General features: G+C 45.0%; 15 protein-coding genes. 2 read left to right on the top strand and 13 right to left on the bottom strand.

The window, feature by feature from the left end; all coding sequences use genetic code 11:
• Positions 1-50: 50 nt before the first annotated feature.
• Positions 51-3,926, bottom strand: a complete 3,876-nt coding sequence (gene purL, locus LU361_RS11510) for a phosphoribosylformylglycinamidine synthase (protein WP_233088990.1) — start codon at positions 3,924-3,926, stop codon at positions 51-53.
• Positions 3,927-4,603: 677 nt separating this feature from the next.
• Between purL and mltF the strand changes: the two genes are divergently transcribed.
• Entirely contained in the window at positions 4,604-6,085 is a 1,482-nt protein-coding gene (mltF, locus tag LU361_RS11505; protein WP_233088989.1) for a membrane-bound lytic murein transglycosylase MltF, read from the top strand.
• A gap of 4 nt (positions 6,086-6,089) precedes the next feature.
• Here the strand turns inward: mltF and tadA are convergent, their stop codons facing one another.
• The 6 genes from tadA to greB all read right to left on the bottom strand — a co-directional run bounded on the left by tadA (position 6,090) and on the right by greB (position 10,512).
• Positions 6,090-6,608, bottom strand: a complete 519-nt coding sequence (tadA, locus tag LU361_RS11500) for a tRNA adenosine(34) deaminase TadA (protein ID WP_233088988.1) — start codon at positions 6,606-6,608, stop codon at positions 6,090-6,092.
• Complete coding sequence (locus tag LU361_RS11495; RefSeq protein WP_233088987.1) at positions 6,601-7,443, bottom strand: putative RNA methyltransferase; 843 nt, start codon at positions 7,441-7,443, stop codon at positions 6,601-6,603. The genes tadA and LU361_RS11495 overlap by 8 nt, the downstream gene beginning before the upstream one ends.
• Positions 7,440-7,703 (bottom strand): DUF1653 domain-containing protein, encoded by a 264-nt coding sequence (locus LU361_RS11490; protein WP_233088986.1) that lies wholly within the window; start codon positions 7,701-7,703, stop codon positions 7,440-7,442. The genes LU361_RS11495 and LU361_RS11490 overlap by 4 nt, the downstream gene beginning before the upstream one ends.
• A 108-nt stretch (positions 7,704-7,811) precedes the next feature.
• Positions 7,812-8,693, bottom strand: a complete 882-nt coding sequence (locus LU361_RS11485) for a cobalamin-binding protein (protein ID WP_233088985.1) — start codon at positions 8,691-8,693, stop codon at positions 7,812-7,814.
• Positions 8,694-8,761: 68 nt separating this feature from the next.
• Positions 8,762-9,979 (bottom strand): multifunctional CCA addition/repair protein, encoded by a 1,218-nt coding sequence (locus LU361_RS11480; protein ID WP_233089535.1) that lies wholly within the window; start codon positions 9,977-9,979, stop codon positions 8,762-8,764.
• 59 nt (positions 9,980-10,038) lie between these two features.
• Positions 10,039-10,512 (bottom strand): transcription elongation factor GreB, encoded by a 474-nt coding sequence (gene greB, locus LU361_RS11475; protein ID WP_233088984.1) that lies wholly within the window; start codon positions 10,510-10,512, stop codon positions 10,039-10,041.
• 155 nt (positions 10,513-10,667) lie between these two features.
• Here greB and LU361_RS11470 point away from each other — a divergent pair, with 155 nt between their 5' ends.
• Positions 10,668-11,279, top strand: a complete 612-nt coding sequence (locus LU361_RS11470) for a flavin reductase family protein (protein ID WP_233088983.1) — start codon at positions 10,668-10,670, stop codon at positions 11,277-11,279.
• A 19-nt stretch (positions 11,280-11,298) separates the two neighbouring features.
• Here LU361_RS11470 and LU361_RS11465 read toward each other — a convergent pair whose 3' ends face one another.
• From LU361_RS11465 to LU361_RS11440, 6 genes are all read right to left on the bottom strand, one after another.
• Complete coding sequence (locus LU361_RS11465) at positions 11,299-12,366, bottom strand: ROK family transcriptional regulator (protein ID WP_233088982.1); 1,068 nt, start codon at positions 12,364-12,366, stop codon at positions 11,299-11,301.
• Positions 12,367-12,477: 111 nt separating this feature from the next.
• The gene (locus tag LU361_RS11460) at positions 12,478-13,374 is read right to left on the bottom strand and encodes an ROK family protein (protein WP_233088981.1); all 897 of its coding nucleotides are present in this window, start codon (positions 13,372-13,374) and stop codon (positions 12,478-12,480) included.
• A gap of 20 nt (positions 13,375-13,394) precedes the next feature.
• Positions 13,395-13,763, bottom strand: coding sequence for a phosphomannose isomerase type II C-terminal cupin domain (locus tag LU361_RS11455; RefSeq protein WP_233088980.1), 369 nt, complete (start codon positions 13,761-13,763; stop codon positions 13,395-13,397).
• A gap of 16 nt (positions 13,764-13,779) precedes the next feature.
• Positions 13,780-15,021, bottom strand: coding sequence for a glycerate kinase type-2 family protein (locus LU361_RS11450; protein WP_233088979.1), 1,242 nt, complete (start codon positions 15,019-15,021; stop codon positions 13,780-13,782).
• A 17-nt stretch (positions 15,022-15,038) separates the two neighbouring features.
• Complete coding sequence (locus LU361_RS11445; protein ID WP_233088978.1) at positions 15,039-16,637, bottom strand: sodium:solute symporter family transporter; 1,599 nt, start codon at positions 16,635-16,637, stop codon at positions 15,039-15,041.
• 246 nt (positions 16,638-16,883) lie between these two features.
• Positions 16,884-19,382 (bottom strand): TonB-dependent receptor plug domain-containing protein, encoded by a 2,499-nt coding sequence (locus LU361_RS11440; RefSeq protein WP_233088977.1) that lies wholly within the window; start codon positions 19,380-19,382, stop codon positions 16,884-16,886.
• Between the last annotated feature and the right edge of the window lie 182 nt (positions 19,383-19,564).

Here is a 19,564-nt window from a genome sequence, read left to right as displayed (position 1 = left end):
CATAAAAGCCAGCGAATTAAACATAAAGCCCCCAAGTGGGCCTACGGAATTTAATCGACAAAAATCCGCGCGTTTCTAAATACGCGCATCCAAGGAGCATCTTCTTGCCAATGATCCGGGTGCCAAGAGTTACACACCGTGCGAATAACACGCTCTGGATGAGGCATCATGATGGTTGCTCGACCATCGGTGCTGGACAAACACGTAATACCTTGCGGAGAACCGTTTGGATTCGCTGGGTAATTTTCGGTAACTTCAATGCCGTTATCGACGTAGCGAAGACCCACTGTGCCGGAATCCTCACAGGCTTGCAAATGCGCTTGGTCTCGAAATTCCGCGTGACCTTCTCCGTGGGCAACTACAACCGGCATGTGAGAACCCGCCATACCGGCCATAAGAACAGACGGCGTAGATTCAACTTTCACTAGGCAGGTTCGCGCTTCAAATTGCTCAGAAAGATTGCGCACAAATCTCGGCCAGTAATCAGCACCCGGAATAAGTTCTTTAAGGTTGCTCATCATTTGGCAACCGTTACAAACACCTAAACTGAACGTATCGGAGCGAACGAAGAATTCCGAAAACATATCGCGTACACGAGCGTTAAACAAAACAGTTTTTGCCCAACCTTCGCCTGCACCCAATACGTCACCGTAGGAGAAGCCACCACAAGCAGCCAAACCTTTAAAACCTTCTAACGTCAGTCGTCCTTCAAGCAGGTCGCTCATGTGAACATCAATGGCATCAAAACCGGCTCTTTGGAAGGCAACGGCCATTTCGACCTGACCATTAACACCCTGCTCTCGTAAAATCGCCACCTTTGGTTTTACCGAGAGATTTAAATACGGCGCAGAGACATCTTCGTTAGGATCAAAGGTCAAACTCGCACTTAAGCCATCGTTGCGACCCAAAATTCGGTTGAATTCTTGTTCCGCACAAATAGGGTTATCGCGCAATGATTGAATTCGGAAACTGGTTTCGCTCCACAATTGTTGCAAGTACGATTGCGCCTGCTCGAACACCAATTCTTCGTTGCGAGAAATTCTAACTTGCTTATCGTCGTTGAGTTTTCCGATCGCGAAAACTTGCAAACCTGCATTTCGGTAGCTGTTCAACACTGATTCTGTGTTTTCCGATGCAACCTGAATAACAGCGCCAAGCTCTTCGTTAAAGAGTGACTCCAGCAACTCACCTGGCAATTCGGTTAAATCAACATCGATACCAGTGTGACCGGCAAAGGCCATCTCAACCAATGTTGCAAACAAACCACCGTCTGAGCGGTCGTGGTAGGCAATTAACTGATCTGCAGCCAACAGCTCTTGAGTTGTCGAGAAGAAATCCGCCAACCACGATGCCTGATCTAGATCTGGAACTTCATCGCCAAGCTGCTGATACACCTGAGCTAAGATCGAAGCTCCCATACGCTGCTGGCCGTTAGCAAGATCGACAAACACCAAGTCGGTTTCACCCAAATCGGTACGCAACTGTGGCGTCAGTGTTTTGCGAACATCCAATACTGGTGCGAACGCAGAAATCACCAACGACAACGGAGCCGTAACGGATTTGCTTTCACCGTTGTCTTCCCATGCGGTGCGCATAGACATAGAGTCTTTACCCACAGGAATGGTAATGCCCAGCTCAGGGCACAATTCCATACCGACAGCTTCAACCGTGCGGTAAAGTTTTTCGTCTTCACCTTTGTGGCCAGCGGCACACATCCAGTTGGCAGATAACTTAATATCACCAATAGCACCGATACGCGTGCTGGCAATATTGGTAATCGCCTCAGCGATGGCCATACGACCGGAAGCCGGGGCATTAATTAGAGCTGATGGTGTGCGCTCACCCATCGACATAGCTTCACCAAAGTAGCTGTCGTACGAGGACGTGGTGACAGCACAGTCCGCCACTGGCACCTGCCAAGGACCAACCATTTGATCACGTACTACCTGACCGGTGATAGAGCGGTCACCAATGGTAATTAAGAAGTTTTTGCTGGCCACCGTTGGGTGTTGAAGAACGCGTTCAGCGGCTTCGTTCAGTTCGATATTCTCGGTGGCAAACACCTGAGTAACACCCGTGTGTTTTTGTCCGGTTCGATGCATCTTCGGCGGCTTGCCAAATAACAGCGACATCGGTAGATCGACTTGTTTAGCATCGAAGTGGCGATCGTTCAGAATCAATCGCTGCTCATCAATAGCTTCGCCAACGACAGCAAACGGCGCACGTTCACGTTTACAAATGTCTTCGAAAACCGATAAATTCTCTGGGCGAATCGCCATCACGTAACGTTCTTGGGATTCGTTACACCAAAGCTCCAGCGGGCTCATTCCTGGCTCATCGTTAGGCACATTGCGCAATTCGAAATCCGCGCCACAACCGCCATCTTTGGCAAGCTCTGGGAATGCATTTGATAAACCACCCGCACCCACGTCGTGAATAAACGCAATGGGGTTATCGTCACCCAACTGCCAACAGCGATCGATCACTTCTTGTGCGCGGCGCTGCATTTCAGGGTTCTGACGTTGCACTGACGCAAAATCCAAATCTTGTGAAGAACTACCAGAGGTGACAGAGGAAGCAGCACCCCCACCCAAACCAATCAGCATGGCAGGGCCACCGAGAACCACCAGCTTACAACCGGCATCGTAGGTGTTTTGGTCAACGTGCTCAGCTTTGATATTACCGTAACCGCCCGCAATCATAATCGGCTTATGGTAGCCGCGACGCTGACCGTCAAAATCCGCCTCAAAGGAACGGAAATAACCGCACAAATTGGGACGCCCAAACTCGTTGTTAAACGCAGCACCTCCAATTGGGCCTTCAATCATGATATCGAGAGCCGATACGATACGATCGGGCTTGCCGTAGCTGTTTTCCCACGGTTGAACGAAATCAGGAATCAACAACTGAGAGACCGAAAAGCCTGACAGACCGGCTTTTGGTTTGGAGCCGCGACCCACTGCACCTTCGTCGCGAATTTCACCACCTGAGCCCGTACCTGCACCTGGGAATGGCGCGATAGCCGTAGGATGGTTGTGGGTTTCAACCTTCATCAAGATGTGAATGTCTTCTTGATGGTAAGAATAACTTTGTGACTGGTGATCCGGGTAAAAACGACCCGCCTTATGACCGGTAATTACCGAAGCATTGTCGGCGTAGGCAGAAAGTACGTTGTCACCTCCGCACTCATAGGTATTTTTGATCATCTTGAACAGACTGTGCGGCTGATCTTGATCATTTAGCGTCCATGAGGCGTTAAAAATCTTATGGCGGCAATGTTCTGAGTTTGCCTGAGCAAACATCATTAATTCCACATCAACGGGATTGCGCTCCAACTCAGTGAAGCCTTTAACTAGATAATCGATCTCATCATCGGTGAGAGCTAAACCTAAGGTTTCGTTGGCGCTGACGAGTGAGTCTTTACCACCACCTAATACGTCAACGGTTGAAGATGGCTTTGGCTCCAACTTGGTAAACAGTTCAGATAGCTGTTGCAGATCGTCAAATACGGTTTCGGTCATTGGGTCGTGAATCAGTGCTAGCAACTGATCACGCTGCTCGTTACCGCCTTCAATATAGAACGCCTTTACGCGTTCAACTCGGGCAACGCCCTCTAAACCCACTTGATGGAAAATATCCGTCGCCTTAGACGACCAAGGAGAAATAGTGCCGATTCTTGGCGCCACAATATATAAGTCACCGCTGCCAGAGGTCTGACCAGCGGAGGGGCCGTATTGCAGCAATTGCTTGATAACGTCGTTCTGCTCTGGGGTTAAATCGTCTTCAGATGATCCATCGTTGAAATCAATTACATGCATGTAAACAGCACAAACACTCGATACACCAATTTCGGATTCGTTGAACAGCTTCAGGAGTTTTTCGCGGCGAAACTGGGAGAGTGCTTCGGAGCCAGGCAGAATTAACATTGATATATAAAGCCTCAATAACTTTGTCGATAGGTAAAGCAAGTATTGACCAGATTTTCTGGGGTCAATTTTGCGGCGCATTGTACTTGAATTGCCAAGGCCTTACATCCGACCTCCAGGTTTATTTTTCAGGCGTGTTAATTTTTAGTTTGGCACCTGCCGACTCTGCATGAAGGAACACTTTGTTAGGTTTAACCGTTTAAGGTGAGACTTAAGGCATAAGATTGTCACTATCCACATCAATTAGTGTGCACAAATACAAAGATTAACTTGTATAAAAAGCGTGTTTTAGATCAAATAACAACCATTGAATGTTTCATTCCTAAATTTTGAACGAGATCACACGTAAACTTTTTTTAAACTTTATTCGTCTTAAAACAAAATAGTTAATAGCTTTTTATTTTTTGAACGAAACCAGAAATATAAACCGTGCGTAGCTCACAAAGTTAGCAGGCGCTTTTTAATCAGGTTTTTATTTGGATAAGAAATATACAAACCATTATTCAAAACAGAAACTTTTTGGGCGCCTACTATAATTTTTCATTATTTTCAATCTAGCGTCTCTCGAAATTGGCCGTTAAAATTCGCGCACTTTTTGTTCAACAACGTTCATTAGCTATTCATCTTGGTGCACCTAACGTTAGTTCAATCTAATAGAAAAGGAAGACATCTAACTTATGTCGATATTTGGTTTGTTTAAGCGAGTACTAAAATTGTCGGTTGCTACTGCAGTAGTCGGCGGCTTGTGTGCGCCTTTAATCAGCAGCCATCTACCCACAGAATTGGAAAAGGTCTACGCCAACGGAAAACTGGACGTCATATCCCGCAACGGCCCAACCACCTACTATGAAGACTCTAACGGCTACACCGGCTTAGAGTACGATTTATCGAAGGGTTTTGCCGACTATCTCGGTGTTGAACTTGTTATTCACGAGCAAGAAAACATTGGCCGTGTGATTTCAAAAGTCGCTGATGGCCAAGCGCATTTTGCCGCAGCTGGATTAACATCCAATCCTGAGCGATCAGAAAGCGTGCGTTTCGCAACCTCTTACCGAGATGTACAAGAAGTTCTCATCTACAACCGACGAAACCCTAAGCCAAAGAGCTTAGAAGACTTGGTTGGCAAAAACATTCTTGTCATCTCCGACAGCGCTCACTCCCAGCGTTTAAAAAACATTCAAGCTGAAATTCCTCAGTTGCAATGGACTGAGAGCCCTGAGGCCGAAATGATCGAGCTGATCGAAATGGTCCACTCAGGGAAAATCGATTACACCATTGTCGACTCTCACGCATTCGAAATGACCGAGAAGATTTACCCAAGAGCCGATATTGCCATTGAGCTCGAAGGTTCTCAGTCACTCGCCTGGGCGTTCCCAAATCACATTGACGACAGCCTGTTCGAAGTTGCTCAAAACTATTTGGACTCAGTTAAAGCCAGTGGGCAACTGGATGAATGGGTCGCCAAATACAACAATGACATCGATCTGGATCGCGGCGGCGCACTTACTATTTCGGGCAAAATTGAATCTCGCCTGCCCAAGTGGGAAAACCACCTGAAAGAAGCCGGTGAAGAATTCAATATTGAATGGCGATTGCTGGCGGCGATTAGCTACCAAGAATCTCACTGGAATCCCAAAGCCCGATCACGTACGGGTGTGCGTGGCTTTATGATGCTCACTCAAACTACCGCCAAAGAAATGGGCGTGGATAACAGAATTGATGCGGTGCAAAGCATTTTTGGCGGTGCAAAGTACTTCAAGAAAATATTTGATCGCATTCCAGACAGAATTCAAGGTGAAGACCGCACTTGGATGGCTTTAGCCGCCTACAACGTGGGCATGGGCCATTTGGAAGATGCGAGAGTGCTAACAGAGCATCTCGGCGGCAATCCCGACAAATGGGACGATGTTAGAGAAAATTTGCCACTGTTAGCAAAGCGCAAATATTACCGCTCGCTTAAACACGGATACGCACGCGGTTGGGAGCCGGTGCAGTACGTTGAAAACATTCAGCGTTACTACACAATCCTGACCTGGCACGACACCTTTAAAAATCAAAATCGCGCCTTTGCATCGACTCGCAAAGATCCACATTCAGACGTACAGCCGGTAAGATTCCAAAACGACGACTCACTGGAACTCTCTCAACCGATTCTGTAAATCTCTACTGCTCAGAAGCCTGCTGTTGTTTTAACTGCTGCTTCAAGCGCTTCTGAGCTTTAATTTGTTCGCGACGCTGAGCAAAAAAAGCACTCAGCTTCTCAGAACAACGCTCCTCAAGAACACCACCGGTTACGGTTAAATAATGATTCCCGTAACCCTCTTCAATTAGCTTTAATCGACTTTCTATCGCACCGGCTTTAGGCTCTTTCGCGCCGTAGATTAAACGCTTTACTCGACTGTGAATAATCGCGCCCGTACACATTGCACAGGGTTCTAACGTGACAAACAGCTCGCAATCTACCAAGCGATAATTGCCAATGGCCTGAGACGCTTTGCGTATCGCCAACACTTCCGCATGGGCGGTAGGATCACACGTGGAAATTGGTTGATTCCAAGCCTCGGCAATTAGCTCCCCTTCTTTTACCACAATTGCGGCTACGGGAACCTCACCAATCGAAGAGGCTTGATCGGCTAACGCCAAGGCACGTTCCATCCAATAAATATCGTGTTGTTCAGTCATGTCGTTTAAAACAAGTGATCACAAAGTTTGCGGTAACATCGTGGTTTTGAGAATGTAACCAAAGTGTTTGATCTTCCGGACGGCTGCGCCAATACATCGGCGTCATCGCCAACAAATCCTGTTTATTTTGTTCGGATTCTACACGCAGCGAAAAATTTAGCTGTTTTTCCGCAAGGCGCTCAAAGCCCTCAGGATCAGGCCAAGGCTTGTGAGGTTGTGCATCCTTAAAAATAATAGAACGCATCTCCTGCAAATGCTGAGTACCCGGATACACACGAATCCAAATACCGCGCTCGCTCAACACTCGGTCAGATTCCGAGTCTGAGGCCGGAGCAAACGCTTGAAAAATACAATCAACAGATTGATTAACGACAGGAAGATCCAAACTGTTGGCCACCGCAGTTTGAGTCTTGGGAAACCGCTTGGCTGCCAATTTGACGGCTTCTTTTGAAATATCCGACAACCACCAGGTTACCTTGCCATTGGATTTTTCTGTGCCCTGATGCTGATTGAGATAACTGGAAAAATAGCCGTCACCCCCCCCCAAATCCAACCCCGTTAACGGCTGATCAGACTCAGTAATTTCTGAAAAATAATCGTCAATCATTTCACTGATGGCTTGGGCAAGGGGCTCATAAAATCCTTGCTGCAAAAAGCGATTTCTTGCTTGAATCATCATTTGAGAATCGCCCGGATTTTTGGAATGTTTTTTTTGCACGGGCAACAAATTAACGTAGCCCTGGCGAGCGATATCGAAACTGTGGTTGTTTGAGCATTTTAAACACGAATCGTAAATAACCAATTCGCTGTTACACAGAGGACAATTCCAAATCATAGGTTGGCAATTTTATGGTTGAGTTCTACACGTTCCTCATCGGCCATTTCACCAATGTACTCGAATCGTGGCACAGGTTCGTTATTAACCAGCACCGATTCCGTAAACATGCCTAAAGGCCGAACCCAAAGGTCATAATTGCCATACAAACAGCGATAAACCACCAACTGTTCTTCGGTTTCGCTGTGTTTAGCAACATCCATCACCAAATAGCGTGGGCCTTTATAATGTTTATAGATTCCAGTACGTAGATTAAGCATAAGGTTACATCGTGAAACAGCGTGAATAAGTGAAAATAAATCGTTGTCGATAAAACTGCGGGCATGAAACACGATTTACCCGATACGTTCAATCACTTTTAAAACAAATCACTCAGAAATTCTCGCCTGTTCAAGATAGCGACAAACCTCTTGAGCGCCCAATAAAATACGCGCGGTATGTCGTGAAAGCCAATCAGCATTCACCGAATGAACACGTTGATTAGCAACCGCTGAAATCATAGGCCACTCGCTCCAGGCCGCAGGCCAAGCAGGAGAGTCATCAAACGCGTGACTGCCTAAAATAACTTCGGGGTTTTTAGCAATTACTTGCTCCATGGCAACTTGAGGAACCGTTGCTAGCGCTTCGGCAAAAACATTAACGCCACCACACAGACTGATAACATCATTGATTAATGTATTCTTATTCAAGGTTTGTAAAGGCGTTGACCAAACCTGATAAAAAACCGGAATTTTTTCGCGTGCTTGGTATTGGTTCAGGCTCGCTAATGAACGATTAAACGCGGCAATCACATCGTCAGCTTTTTGGTGCTTGCCCGTTAATTTTCCAAGGTGATTAAATTCCGTCACAATTCCAGCAATTTTATTAGGCTTGGACCAATACACGGGAATACCAAATTTTTGTAACTGACCTATGCTGGTGGTATCGCCGCCATCGACCCAGGCAACGACTAAATCCGGTTGCAACGAAATAATTTTCTCGACGTTGACGTGTTGAAAATCACCCACACTGGGAAGCTGTTGCGCTTGTGGCGGAAAATTACTGAATGCCGACACTGCAATCACAGAGTTACCCGCACCGATGGCAAATAAATTTTCCGTTAAATGCGGAGCTAAGCTGACAATACGTTCCGCTGCTTTTTCCAACCGCACGGTTTGCCCTAAATCATCAACCACGACGATTTCGGCCATAGAATTTGATGACTGAATCCAGCAAAAAATTGATGTAATTAAAATCGAAACAAACTTCACTCTTTTACCAAAACTCCTTTTACCAAGACTCATTAGCGAAAAACATTAAAAAGTCAGCTGATGCGTTATTATTGCAAGCTGTGCTTAATTGCTTTAATTCGTGCTTGACGAATTTGCTCGGCCAAATCTTTTCCTTTGTAGCCTTTTTCTAACAGCGGTTTTACTTCTACTGATTTCGCGGCAATTAAAGCATTTTCTAAAACAATTCTTTGAGGATAAGGTGACTCTTCCAATCCCAATCGACCCCGAGCATCCGCTTCGCAAGCATTAATAAATAAGCCGACACGTTCAGGACGACGAATGCCATCGAGGCTCTCGATCAGTTTCATTATGGTTCCCGCTTTCATAACCTTCAATTGATGTGCGCGAAGATGATGTTTGGCAACGAGAGCGGAAATTTCACCGAGTTCTTTGGGTGTTTTTAATCGCTTATTCACCTCTCGAACTAACGGCTCGCCGAGGTTTTCATGGTCGACGTGACTGGGCCACTGCTCTTTTGGCGTTACGCCTTTACCCAAATCATGCAACAGCACCGCCCAGGTTACGGTTAAATCATTAAATTGTTGGCGGGCGTAATCGAGGCAAAGCATAACGTGCTCGCCGGTATCTATTTCGGGGTGGTGCTGTTCGGGTTGTGGAACACCAAACAAACAATCAAGCTCGGGCATAATAGATTTTAATGCGCCACAAGCCCGCAAAACACGAAAAAATTCGCTCGGTTTTGGCTCGGTTAAGGCTCGGGAAATTTCCTTCCAAACACGCTCAGGTGTCAGTAAATCAAGCTCGTCGTTTTGCGCCAATACCGACATCAATGCCATAGTATCGGAGTGAACCGAAAACCCTAAATTTGCAAATCGGGCGGCAAACCGGGCAACCCTTAAAACTCGCAGAGGATCTTCAACAAACGCGGGAGAAACATGCCGAAGAACACGATTATTAAGATCATCGATGCCACCGTAGGGATCAACGTAGTCGCCATTGTCGCGCTTAGCAATGGCATTAATCGTAAGATCTCGACGCAGCAAATCGTCTTCTAAAGAAATATTAGGATGGAAGTCGCAAATAAATCCGGTGTGCCCTTCACCACTTTTTTGCTCGGTTCGAGCTAAGGCGTACTCTTCTTTCGAATCTGGGTGTAAAAAACACGGAAAATCATTGCCAATTTGGGTAAAGCCCAAATCGATTAATTGCTCCGGCGTGGAACCTACCACAACCCAATCGCGATCAGCCACCGGTCGCTGCAACAGTTCATCTCGAACCGCGCCACCGACTAAATAGGCGTTAATAGAAGAAAGGTTTTCGTGTGTCATTGCTTACGTCGTTTAATAAATACGTTTTAGGAATGTTATTTTTCGTAACTGATGGAATTAATTATCCATTCGACGGTGCCTGCTTCGGTCACCACTTCGGCTTCGTCGTCGACTTCTTTTTTTAACAGCGCACGCGCCATGGGAGAATCAATAGAAATATAATCTTTTCGATTAAAAATTTCGTCATAGCCAACAATGCGAAATTTTTTCAATTCACCGACTTCATTTTCTACTTCAACCCAGGCGCCAAAGAATACCTTGCCTTCTTGCTCTGGGTGATAATCCACAATTTTTAGATGCTCTATCGATTTGCGCAAATAGCGAACACGGCGATCAATTTCGCGAAGACGTTTTTTATTGTACTGATAATCGGCATTTTCACTGCGATCACCTAGACTTGCCGCCCAAGAAACTTTCTTGGTTACTTCCGGTCGTTCCTCTCGCCATAAATAATCGAGTTCTTGCTTTAGGTTTTCAAAACCTTGGCGAGTAATCAGCGGTGTTCTCAAGCGTTGCTCCTATATTTTATGGGGTGACTCACCGTATCTTTTCGATGCCAAAGATTGAACTCAGTGTTCGAAAACTCACTCTTTGCATGAATTCGGTTTTCCATTACCTTAACCTCATGTAACCACCAAACTCTTAAACCCCAAACGGCTAGACTATGATTTTCAATTTAGACGAATTATCGCCCAATCAGCGTTATTTTACGCTAACACAGAGCATTGTACCTCGCCCAGTTGCGTGGGTTCTTACCGAAAACAGTAACCAATCGCTCAATTTAGCGCCGTTTTCTTATTTCAGTGGTGTATCCAGTGATCCACCGCTCATCATGATTTCCGTTGGCAAGAAAAACGACGGCAGCATGAAAGATACGCGCGCAAACATTATCGAACGAAACGAGTTTGTCATCCATATTCCCCACAAAGAAATGGCCGCAGCCGTAACCGAAAGCGCCCGTCCGTTGGCCAATGGCGAATCGGAAATAGACGCCCAACAACTCGAAACCGTCGAATTTGAAGGCTCCAGGCTGCCAAGACTGAAAGACGCACGAATTGCTCTAGCTTGCGAAAAATTTCGTGTAGAAGACATTACCGACTCTCAAGCCATGATTCTCGGACTTATTAAAGCGGTATACGTCGATGATGAATTGATCACATCCAACGACAACGGACGTGTGACTATCGATGCGGAAAAACTATCACCGATCGGCAGATTGGGAGGTAACGATTACACCGGCCTTGGCGAAATTATCACCATTGAACGGCCGAGATAAAAGCTAAGGTAACGAATACCTAAACGCTGACTCCACCGGGGTAAAAGTGTTGTTTTAAGGGCAGTGCGGCGGCGCCAATTGCGCCGCCGTCGGTCAAATCGGAACTCATCAATTGCGGTAACGGACGCGGAGAAGCCCGTCGCGCATCGTCGTAAATTTCTAACCTTGATGCGACTTTTTTACTCAGAGAAGCCGGGATACGCCCGCCAAAAACAATGGCTTCGGGGTCTAAAATCGCCGATAACGCCGATACAATCAACGAAAAAGATTCCTGCGTTTTATTTAACCACTCTTCCACACCCGGCCAGTTAACATCAAAACGTGACAACAAGTCGGAAATGCCATCAACCTCGACGCCATTTCGAGTTAATGTTTTCTCCAACAAACTTAAATTGGGCTCCAAATACATGCCACTGGGCAGAATTAAGCCCACTTCGCCGCCGTTACCGTGGCAGCCGCGAAGAAGCTCGCCGTTGATAATCACACCACCGCCGATACCCGCCGCCAGATACAAATAAACGAAATCTTTGTAGGTTTTGCCCGCGCCCATCAAGCTCTCGCCGACTGCGGCGGCATTAGCGTCGTTTTCGACCCAAACCGGGAAACCGAAATCTGTGGTTAATACTTCTACCAGATTGATCAGCGCCCAGTCGCCCAGGGCTCGGGGAGGATTGTACATACCCGTACCACCCAGGGAATAACCAGAAATGGCAACACCAACACCGACAATTCGATTGGCATCAATTTGATGTTTACTCAGGAGGTTTTCGAAGATTTCATTGATTTTCGCAACAATTCGCGGACGATCCATGGTGGCTTCATGGCAGTGAACTTCTTCTAAGACTTGGCACGAGAAGTCCATTAGCACCACCGAAAAAGAATCGGTCATGATGGCGACGCCAAAAGTGTACGCAAACTCTGGCACAACTCGGATGGAAATACTGGGCTGGCCTCTTCTGCCGCTTGAGACGCGCTCACCGACAATGGCACCAATATCGGTGAGACCTTTGACAATACGCGACACACTTTGCTGGGCCAAGTCGGTGTAGCGGCAGATGTCTGGCTGGGAAACAAAGTGCCGTTGCAAGACAACACTCAGTACTTTCTTTTCGCTAAGAAGGTTCTGTTTAATATTATTTTTTTCAAAAAATGAAGGAACAACCATTGTTAAAAATAACGTTTCCCGAATAAATAATTCTTACGTAACCAGTTTTCCAAAACCGTACTTAGCCAGATACAAACAGCCCATCACACCCGCATTGCCGTCAAGCGCAACAGGGCTTACAAGCTCGTTTACATTAAGATTGAATGCGTCTAACTGAGTATAGCCCTTGTTTAATAGGTTAAAGTGAGTACGAATTCTATCAAACAAATGGCTTTGTTTCATAACTCCACCACCCAGTATCACCTTCTGAGGAGCAAACGTACTGACTAAATTAAACGTCAGTTGGGCCAAGTAATACGCTTCAATATCCCACAGTTCGTCATCTTCAGAAATTTCATAACCGGGCTTTTTTGAACGTGCTTTGATCGCAGGACCAGAGGCAACGCCTTCAAAACAATGTCCGCCGTGATACGGGCACACACCCTTAAAATCAATATCCTTTGGATGCGGTTTACACATCATGTGACCGAATTCAGGATGAGAAATACCAGAGATCAAACGATTATTAGTAATGGCACCACCGCCAATGCCAGTACCTACCGTTAAATAAACAACCGAATGTAACCCTTTTGCAATCCCAAAATAAAATTCACCCAATAAGGCTGCATTAACATCGGTAGTGACATGAATCGGAACCTTAAAATTAGCCGTTAAATAACGATAAATATTAAAGCCCGACCAGCTTTCCTTGGGCGATTCTAAAATTGAGCCAAAATTCTCATTGTGTTTTTCTAAGCAAATTGGGCCAAATGCTCCCAATCCAATCGCACGGATGGGCTCAGGAAATTGCTGCTGAAAAAATTGCTTAACCTGAGCCATAGTCTTTTCTGGCGAGGTGGTATCTATTACCGCTGATTCAATGATATCGTCGGGACTATTTCCAACAGCACACACAAATTTAGTTCCGCCCGCTTCAATCGCGCCAAACATACTCTCTCTCCAGAATCTAACTACGAACGACCGTATTGATCATTGAACCTTTGTATATCACTTTCATCAAGTGCACTGCCCGCTTGAACCTCAATAAAAATAAGTTCAGAGTCACCGATATTTTCGATACGATGCTTAACGGTTTTCGGAATGAAAACATTGTCGTTTTGATTGAGCTTAAGTAATTCTTCACCCAAAGTTACCTGAGCAGAGCCTTCAACAATCACCCAATGCTCATCGCGAAACTGATGGCTTTGCAACGACAATTTTTCACCGGGATTAACACTGATGCGCTTAACAATATGAAAGCTGCCAACATCAACCACCTGCCATTTTCCCCAAGGACGATTGTCACTTTGACCTACTGCGTATTTTACGTCTGAACTCATGCTCTCCCCCAACTTATTAATCAACGTACATCAAAATAATTCTTATATCGTTCACATTCGTGCCCGTAGGCCCGGTGACCACCAGATCATTAATCGTTTTAAAAAATTCATACGATTGGTTACTTTGCAATTGCTCGCTAACACTCAAACCAGCGGCTTCGCTTCGATCTAACGTGGTTGTATTAACGTAACCTCCGGCGTTGTCTTCGGAACCATCAATACCGTCGGTGTCACAAGCCAACGCTTCAAAATGAATTTTTTTATCAATGCCGCTCAATAAACCCAGTAAATATTCGAGATTAGGCCCGCCTGCACCATTGGGATTATTGATAGTAACGGTCAGCTCACCTCCAGAAATAAAGGCATATTTTCCTTTACTTAGCGCCAGCCGATTTATCAACTCTGCGTGATGCCGACCCACTTCTTGAGCTTCACCTTCCAAAGCATCACCCCAACTTTCGACTTGCCATCCACCACGCTCTAGCGTGCGTTCAATAGTGTCTAGAGCGATCGAGCTTTTAGAAATAATGTCGTAATTTGAGCAGAGTACTTCGGGCGTAGAATTAGCGCGCATCGACTCGATAATATTTTCAGACAAATCAATATCGTACTTAGCCAATATCGACAAAACTTCGTTAATATCCGTCGAGTTATTAATCGTAGGGCCAGAGGCAATGGCTTGCGGATTATCACCAACAACATCCGATATCAGAAAGCTCATAACATTCGGACAAGCACAGCGACTGATTAAACGCCCGCCTTTCACACGTGATAAATACGGCCTAACCTTATTGATTTCCGAAATAGACGCACCACAAAACAACAATTGTTTGGTAATGCTTTTTTTATCAACGAGTGAAATTCCCTCCGCCGGGGCGCACAGTAGCGACGAACCACCACCGGAAACCAGAAAAATCACGACATCGTTTTCAGTCGCTTTTTCTAAAATTTCGATTAGCCTTAATGTTGCTTTTGTGCATGACTTATCGGGCACAGGATGAGAGGCATGCATAATTTCGATGTCATTAATCGTTTGGTTATTGCCGTAACCGTGCCGAGTTATTGCAACACCTTCAACGGGAATCGTGATTTGTGCTCGTGCACTAGCCACCATTTCAACTGCAGCTTTTCCAAACCCCAACAAGTACGCTTTTTTGTATTCGGATAAATCAGGTATTTTTCCGTCCATTGCGACTTCGGGCAAACAAGCGTTGACGCCTGTTAAAAACAAATCGGTAAGACCAGACTTCCCAATCATATAAATACCCAAATCACTTAAACAATATTTTCTATCACAATACTAATCGACAAAATGATGGCGAAAAATAAAACCAGAACCGCAGAACTTATTAAAACATCTTTACCAACAAAGGACTCTTTTGACTTAACAGCATCTTGCAGGCTTTCAAGAGAGACTTCCGAAAATTTTTCACGACCAGAGACAACAATATGAACAAGGTAGGTTGCTAAACACATAACAGCGAAACCAATAACGTTCCACCACATCCAAAATACATTTTTAACAGCCAACCAAAAAATTAAATTAACCACCAGCCCTGCTGTCAAACCAATATTAATCGATAAAGATGAAACTTTTTTGGTTAAAATGGCAAATAAGAATACGCCCAAAATAGGTCCGTACAATGCCGAACCTACTTTATTAATGGCTTCGATAACGGTTGGCGCGATGTTTCCAGCAAAAATAGAAAGCGTTAACGTTAATACCCCCCAAAATAACGCAATCACTCGTGACGCTAAAACCTCAGAGTTACCACCTTTTTTAAGAAGCCCAAGACGTTGGGCATCTTCAATAGAGACCGCAGACAAGGAATTAATGGTTGAGCTTAGCGTTGACATTGCTGCGGCTAGTATGGCAACCAGCAACAAACCAATTAAACCGTTAGGCAAGTATTCAATAATAAATACTGGCATCATAAAATCGGGCTTGCCTTCAGGAATTTTGGACAAAAACTCCGGCGAACTCAACGCCAATACTCCAACCGACAAGCCAGCAAAACAGTATAAAATTGTAATTGGAAAACGCAGCAAACCGTTGGCAATCAGAATCTTTTTAATATCATTTAAGCTTCGCGCAGACAGTGCTCTTTGAGCTTGGGTTTGATCACACCCGTAATAGGACGCGTACAATACAAAACCACCGAACAGCATGGGAAGAAAACCAAATTCATCGCCATTAAAACCCATTGAACCGAAATCAACAGCAACTAGCCGCTCTTTATCGATACCGGATAAAAACGAGTCCACACCACCCAAAGCTTGCACCGAATAAAACACACACAGAATCAATCCGAGAATGATTAGAATCATCTGAATGGCATCGCCATACACCACCGCTTTCATGCCGCCTTGCAAGGAATAAATAATGGTGATGACACAAATAATTAGAATTGACTGCCAAAAAGGAACACCCAATACCGACTCGATAATAATTCCAGTGGCATACACCATAATCCCAGTACTAAAAGATCGTACTACTTGGAATGACACACTAATATAAAAACGCGTTGTACGATCAAATCGTCGTTCTAAAAATTCGTAAATACTTACAACGCCAGATCGGTACAACGGCGGAATAATAACAAAGGCCACTAAAATCATGGCCAAAGGCACGGCCAGCTCATAGGTCAACCATTTTAGCCCACCACCTTCACGCAATCCTACAAATCCGGGCGCAGAAATAAAACTGATCGCCGATAATTGCGTTGCCATGGTCGACAATGTTAGAGGTGCCCAGCCTAAAGAATTACCCCCTAAAAAATAGTCGTTTTCGTTGCTTTGCTTTCTAAGTGTGTAACCGAAACCCAGCATTGCAGCGAGGTATCCAAAAACAATCAAATAATCCAAGTAATTCATTCAACATCAACTTAATAGTTTGGAAAAAATTCAAAAAAAGGCGGACGAACCGCCAGAAACATTTAGCTGTGGAGCAGCTAAAAGAAGATTGCCCCGATAGACAACATTACTAATGTCAATTTAAACGACTATTGAACACTCAATAAGAAGCTGAATAAAAAATAAATTTAATGATTAAAATAAAAATAGTGAAATGGTAAAAAGGAGCGGCCGAAACCGCTCAAACTCATAAGGACATACAACAAATTAAAAGGTATAGGTTAACTTCAATGAAGCGCGACGAGGTAAGATTGGCCGTCCAACAGCAAAATCGCCTTGCGGACCCGTTCCCGCTCTTGGGTTACCCTCGGTCAACCCTTCTTCGTCGGTTAGATTGAAAATACTGAGCGCAATACGCAATGAATCATCACCACTTAGCGGCAAGTTATAACCTGCCTGCGCGCGCCAGAAACCAAAACCATCCAACTCACGGTTATTACTGTCATCGCCAAAACTGTCGCCGCGATAACTGTAAGACAAGCTTGCATCAAAGGTATCGGTTTCGTACTTAAAGTTCGAACCCGCTAAGAAGTTTGGTTGACGACGAATTTCATTACCGTCATTCGGTCCTGCGGTAAACTCGTGATCGGCGTAGGTTAAATTAACATCAACACTGAAATTGGAACCAAAATAGAACGTACCGCTGGCATCAATACCGGTTGTGTCAGTTTCCTGCAAAATGGCTTCTACCTCGAAGGTTCCGTCGTCTTGCTCAACTTGCCTAAAAGTGGTGCTATCGCTTAACTGCAAATTGTACAACCCGATAGAACCGGTAAATAATTCGGTATCAAGCTTTAAGCCCACTTCAATTCGATCGATGATTTCTTCTTCAAATTGGTTTTCGACAAAGGCAATGGGATTGTCAACACCGGAAACATTGTTAACCTGTCCTGGTAAGGTTCTCGCTTGCGGCCAGAAAAAACCTCTCGATAAGTTACCGTAAACATTTAATTGATCATTAATGCGATACAAACCGGCAATAGCGCCCGCCCAAGCCGTTGCATCAACATCCAATCGCGTAAAAATACCGTTACCAATGGTGTCGTTTTGTAAATTCGCTAAGACAATGTCGTCATCACTGATTGCGTATAAACTGGGATCAATTGCGGCACTTTGAGAACCTTCGTCAAAGTATTCTGCAGAAAAGCGCTCAAACCTAAATCCGATATCGAAATTCCATCGATCAGCTTCAATTTGATCGGCAAAATAAAACGCCTGACGGGTTGCTGAACCACCCGCGTTAACGTGACCACCAGAACCGGCAAAGCCGTTAACGGAATAATGGCGTGTACCGGTTTCGGTTTCTGCAGTATTTAAATCATCGCCACTGACACTCAAAGCCAGTAAATCTGGGCTGTCATTAAATTCGCTGAGATAAAAAACGCGATTGTTAAAATCATCGGCATCAGCGCGCGACAACCAAATACCACCGGTAAAGTTGTGCTCCAGCCCATTAATTTCAAACGATTTACTCAAATCAAACTGCGCAGTTACATCTTCTACTGGACGGCGTCGGTCCCACGCTTGAGTGCGATACACCAAATCACTGTCACTTAAAGTTTGACCCGTATTTAAATTGGTGAAGGTTGCGTTTTCAAAACCGTCCAAACCTTGCTGAGCCAAAAAGGCGTCTGTAGACAGAACGGCGTCACCACCGGCAGGAATGAATAAATTAAAATAATGGGTGTATTCAGAATATTTCGCTTTTGCGCCAAACGCCCAGCCACTTTCGTATTCTTTATTAATTTCGACTGCAATGGTGCTACCACTGGTTTCCACACCATTGCCAACGCGCAAATCTCGCAGTCCATTAGCGGTAGGGTAAACAAAATTGTCTAATGCATCCGTTTGAATGGTTCTGACTTCACTGCCATTATTGCCGCGTGCAAATTCGTCGCTATCGGCATCGAGTGGTAACGGCAAGAAAAACTGTACGTCGTCATCAATTACTTGTCCGTATACCGCGAAATTACCCGAGCCATCTTCAAATTCGTGCAGGTAATTACCTTTAATTTGATAACCCTTGGTTTCTAATCCGGTATCAATTGGGCCTTCGTCGTATCGGTAATAACCAGACAACGCGTAAAAGTCACTGGTTGATTCTCCAACCGGACCGCTCACAGCAAAATTGGTTGCAACGCGCCCTTCTTCAGCAACTTCCAATTCAACTTTTGCTTCTGGATCAATAGATCCTTTTTTACTGATGAAATTAAGAATACCGGCAACCGAACCTGGACCAAATAAATTCGACACACCGCCGCGAACCACTTCAACCCGCTCCAAGCCGATGTCAGAACGGTGATAAACGTCGAACGAAGAAGAGTTCAAACCAAAATAACTGACTACCGTAAAATTATCATAATTTAGAGGTGTAAAAGCGTATTGACCCGCGGCTGGCAAACCAGGAACAAATAAATTCACGGCCACTTCGCCGCCGCCACCCTCGGCGGATATTCCAGGTACATTTCTTAAAATATCAGCGTTACTGCTAGCAGCGAGGCGCGCGATTTCTGTTTCGTCAAAGGAATTCACGGATAAGGGCGTATCAAAGGACGTTCGCTTAACAGAACCAACACCCGTTACCACTACCTCTTCTATGGGGCCCGCGTTATTTTCAGAAGATAAATCTTGGGCAAAAACATGCGAAGCGCTCATTAATCCGGTTGTTGCGAGACTAACCGCAAGACTTAGATTACTTATTTTCATACGGATCTCCGAAGGATCATTATTTTTATATTACCTAAGGGCGACTATTCATTAGTCTTAGCCAGGGAAGCAGAGAGAGCCCCTTAACTTCAGAATTGGCTTGTAGAGAATATAACCGCAATAAAACCCAAATACAACTCTTCATGAGTATTAATAATAATTTATGCTCATATGAAAATAGG

Origin of the sequence: Sessilibacter corallicola (genome assembly GCF_021290925.1) — a bacterium.
In the GTDB taxonomy this organism is placed as follows: domain Bacteria; phylum Pseudomonadota; class Gammaproteobacteria; order Pseudomonadales; family Cellvibrionaceae; genus Sessilibacter; species Sessilibacter corallicola.
The sequence above is the reverse complement of the archived record's forward strand: the minus strand, read 5'-3'. Positions and strand labels throughout refer to the sequence as shown.

Coding starts and splice junctions, on each gene's coding strand:
- purL (WP_233088990.1), bottom strand. CDS start 3,926: ATGTTAATTCTGCCTGGCTCCGAAGCACTCTCCCAGTTTCGCCGCGAA.
- mltF (WP_233088989.1), top strand. CDS start 4,604: ATGTCGATATTTGGTTTGTTTAAGCGAGTACTAAAATTGTCGGTTGCT.
- tadA (WP_233088988.1), bottom strand. CDS start 6,608: ATGACTGAACAACACGATATTTATTGGATGGAACGTGCCTTGGCGTTA.
- LU361_RS11495 (WP_233088987.1), bottom strand. CDS start 7,443: ATGATTTGGAATTGTCCTCTGTGTAACAGCGAATTGGTTATTTACGAT.
- LU361_RS11490 (WP_233088986.1), bottom strand. CDS start 7,703: ATGCTTAATCTACGTACTGGAATCTATAAACATTATAAAGGCCCACGC.
- LU361_RS11470 (WP_233088983.1), top strand. CDS start 10,668: ATGATTTTCAATTTAGACGAATTATCGCCCAATCAGCGTTATTTTACG.
- LU361_RS11460 (WP_233088981.1), bottom strand. CDS start 13,374: ATGTTTGGCGCGATTGAAGCGGGCGGAACTAAATTTGTGTGTGCTGTT.
- LU361_RS11455 (WP_233088980.1), bottom strand. CDS start 13,763: ATGAGTTCAGACGTAAAATACGCAGTAGGTCAAAGTGACAATCGTCCT.
- LU361_RS11450 (WP_233088979.1), bottom strand. CDS start 15,021: ATGATTGGGAAGTCTGGTCTTACCGATTTGTTTTTAACAGGCGTCAAC.
- LU361_RS11445 (WP_233088978.1), bottom strand. CDS start 16,637: ATGAATTACTTGGATTATTTGATTGTTTTTGGATACCTCGCTGCAATG.
- LU361_RS11440 (WP_233088977.1), bottom strand. CDS start 19,382: ATGAAAATAAGTAATCTAAGTCTTGCGGTTAGTCTCGCAACAACCGGA.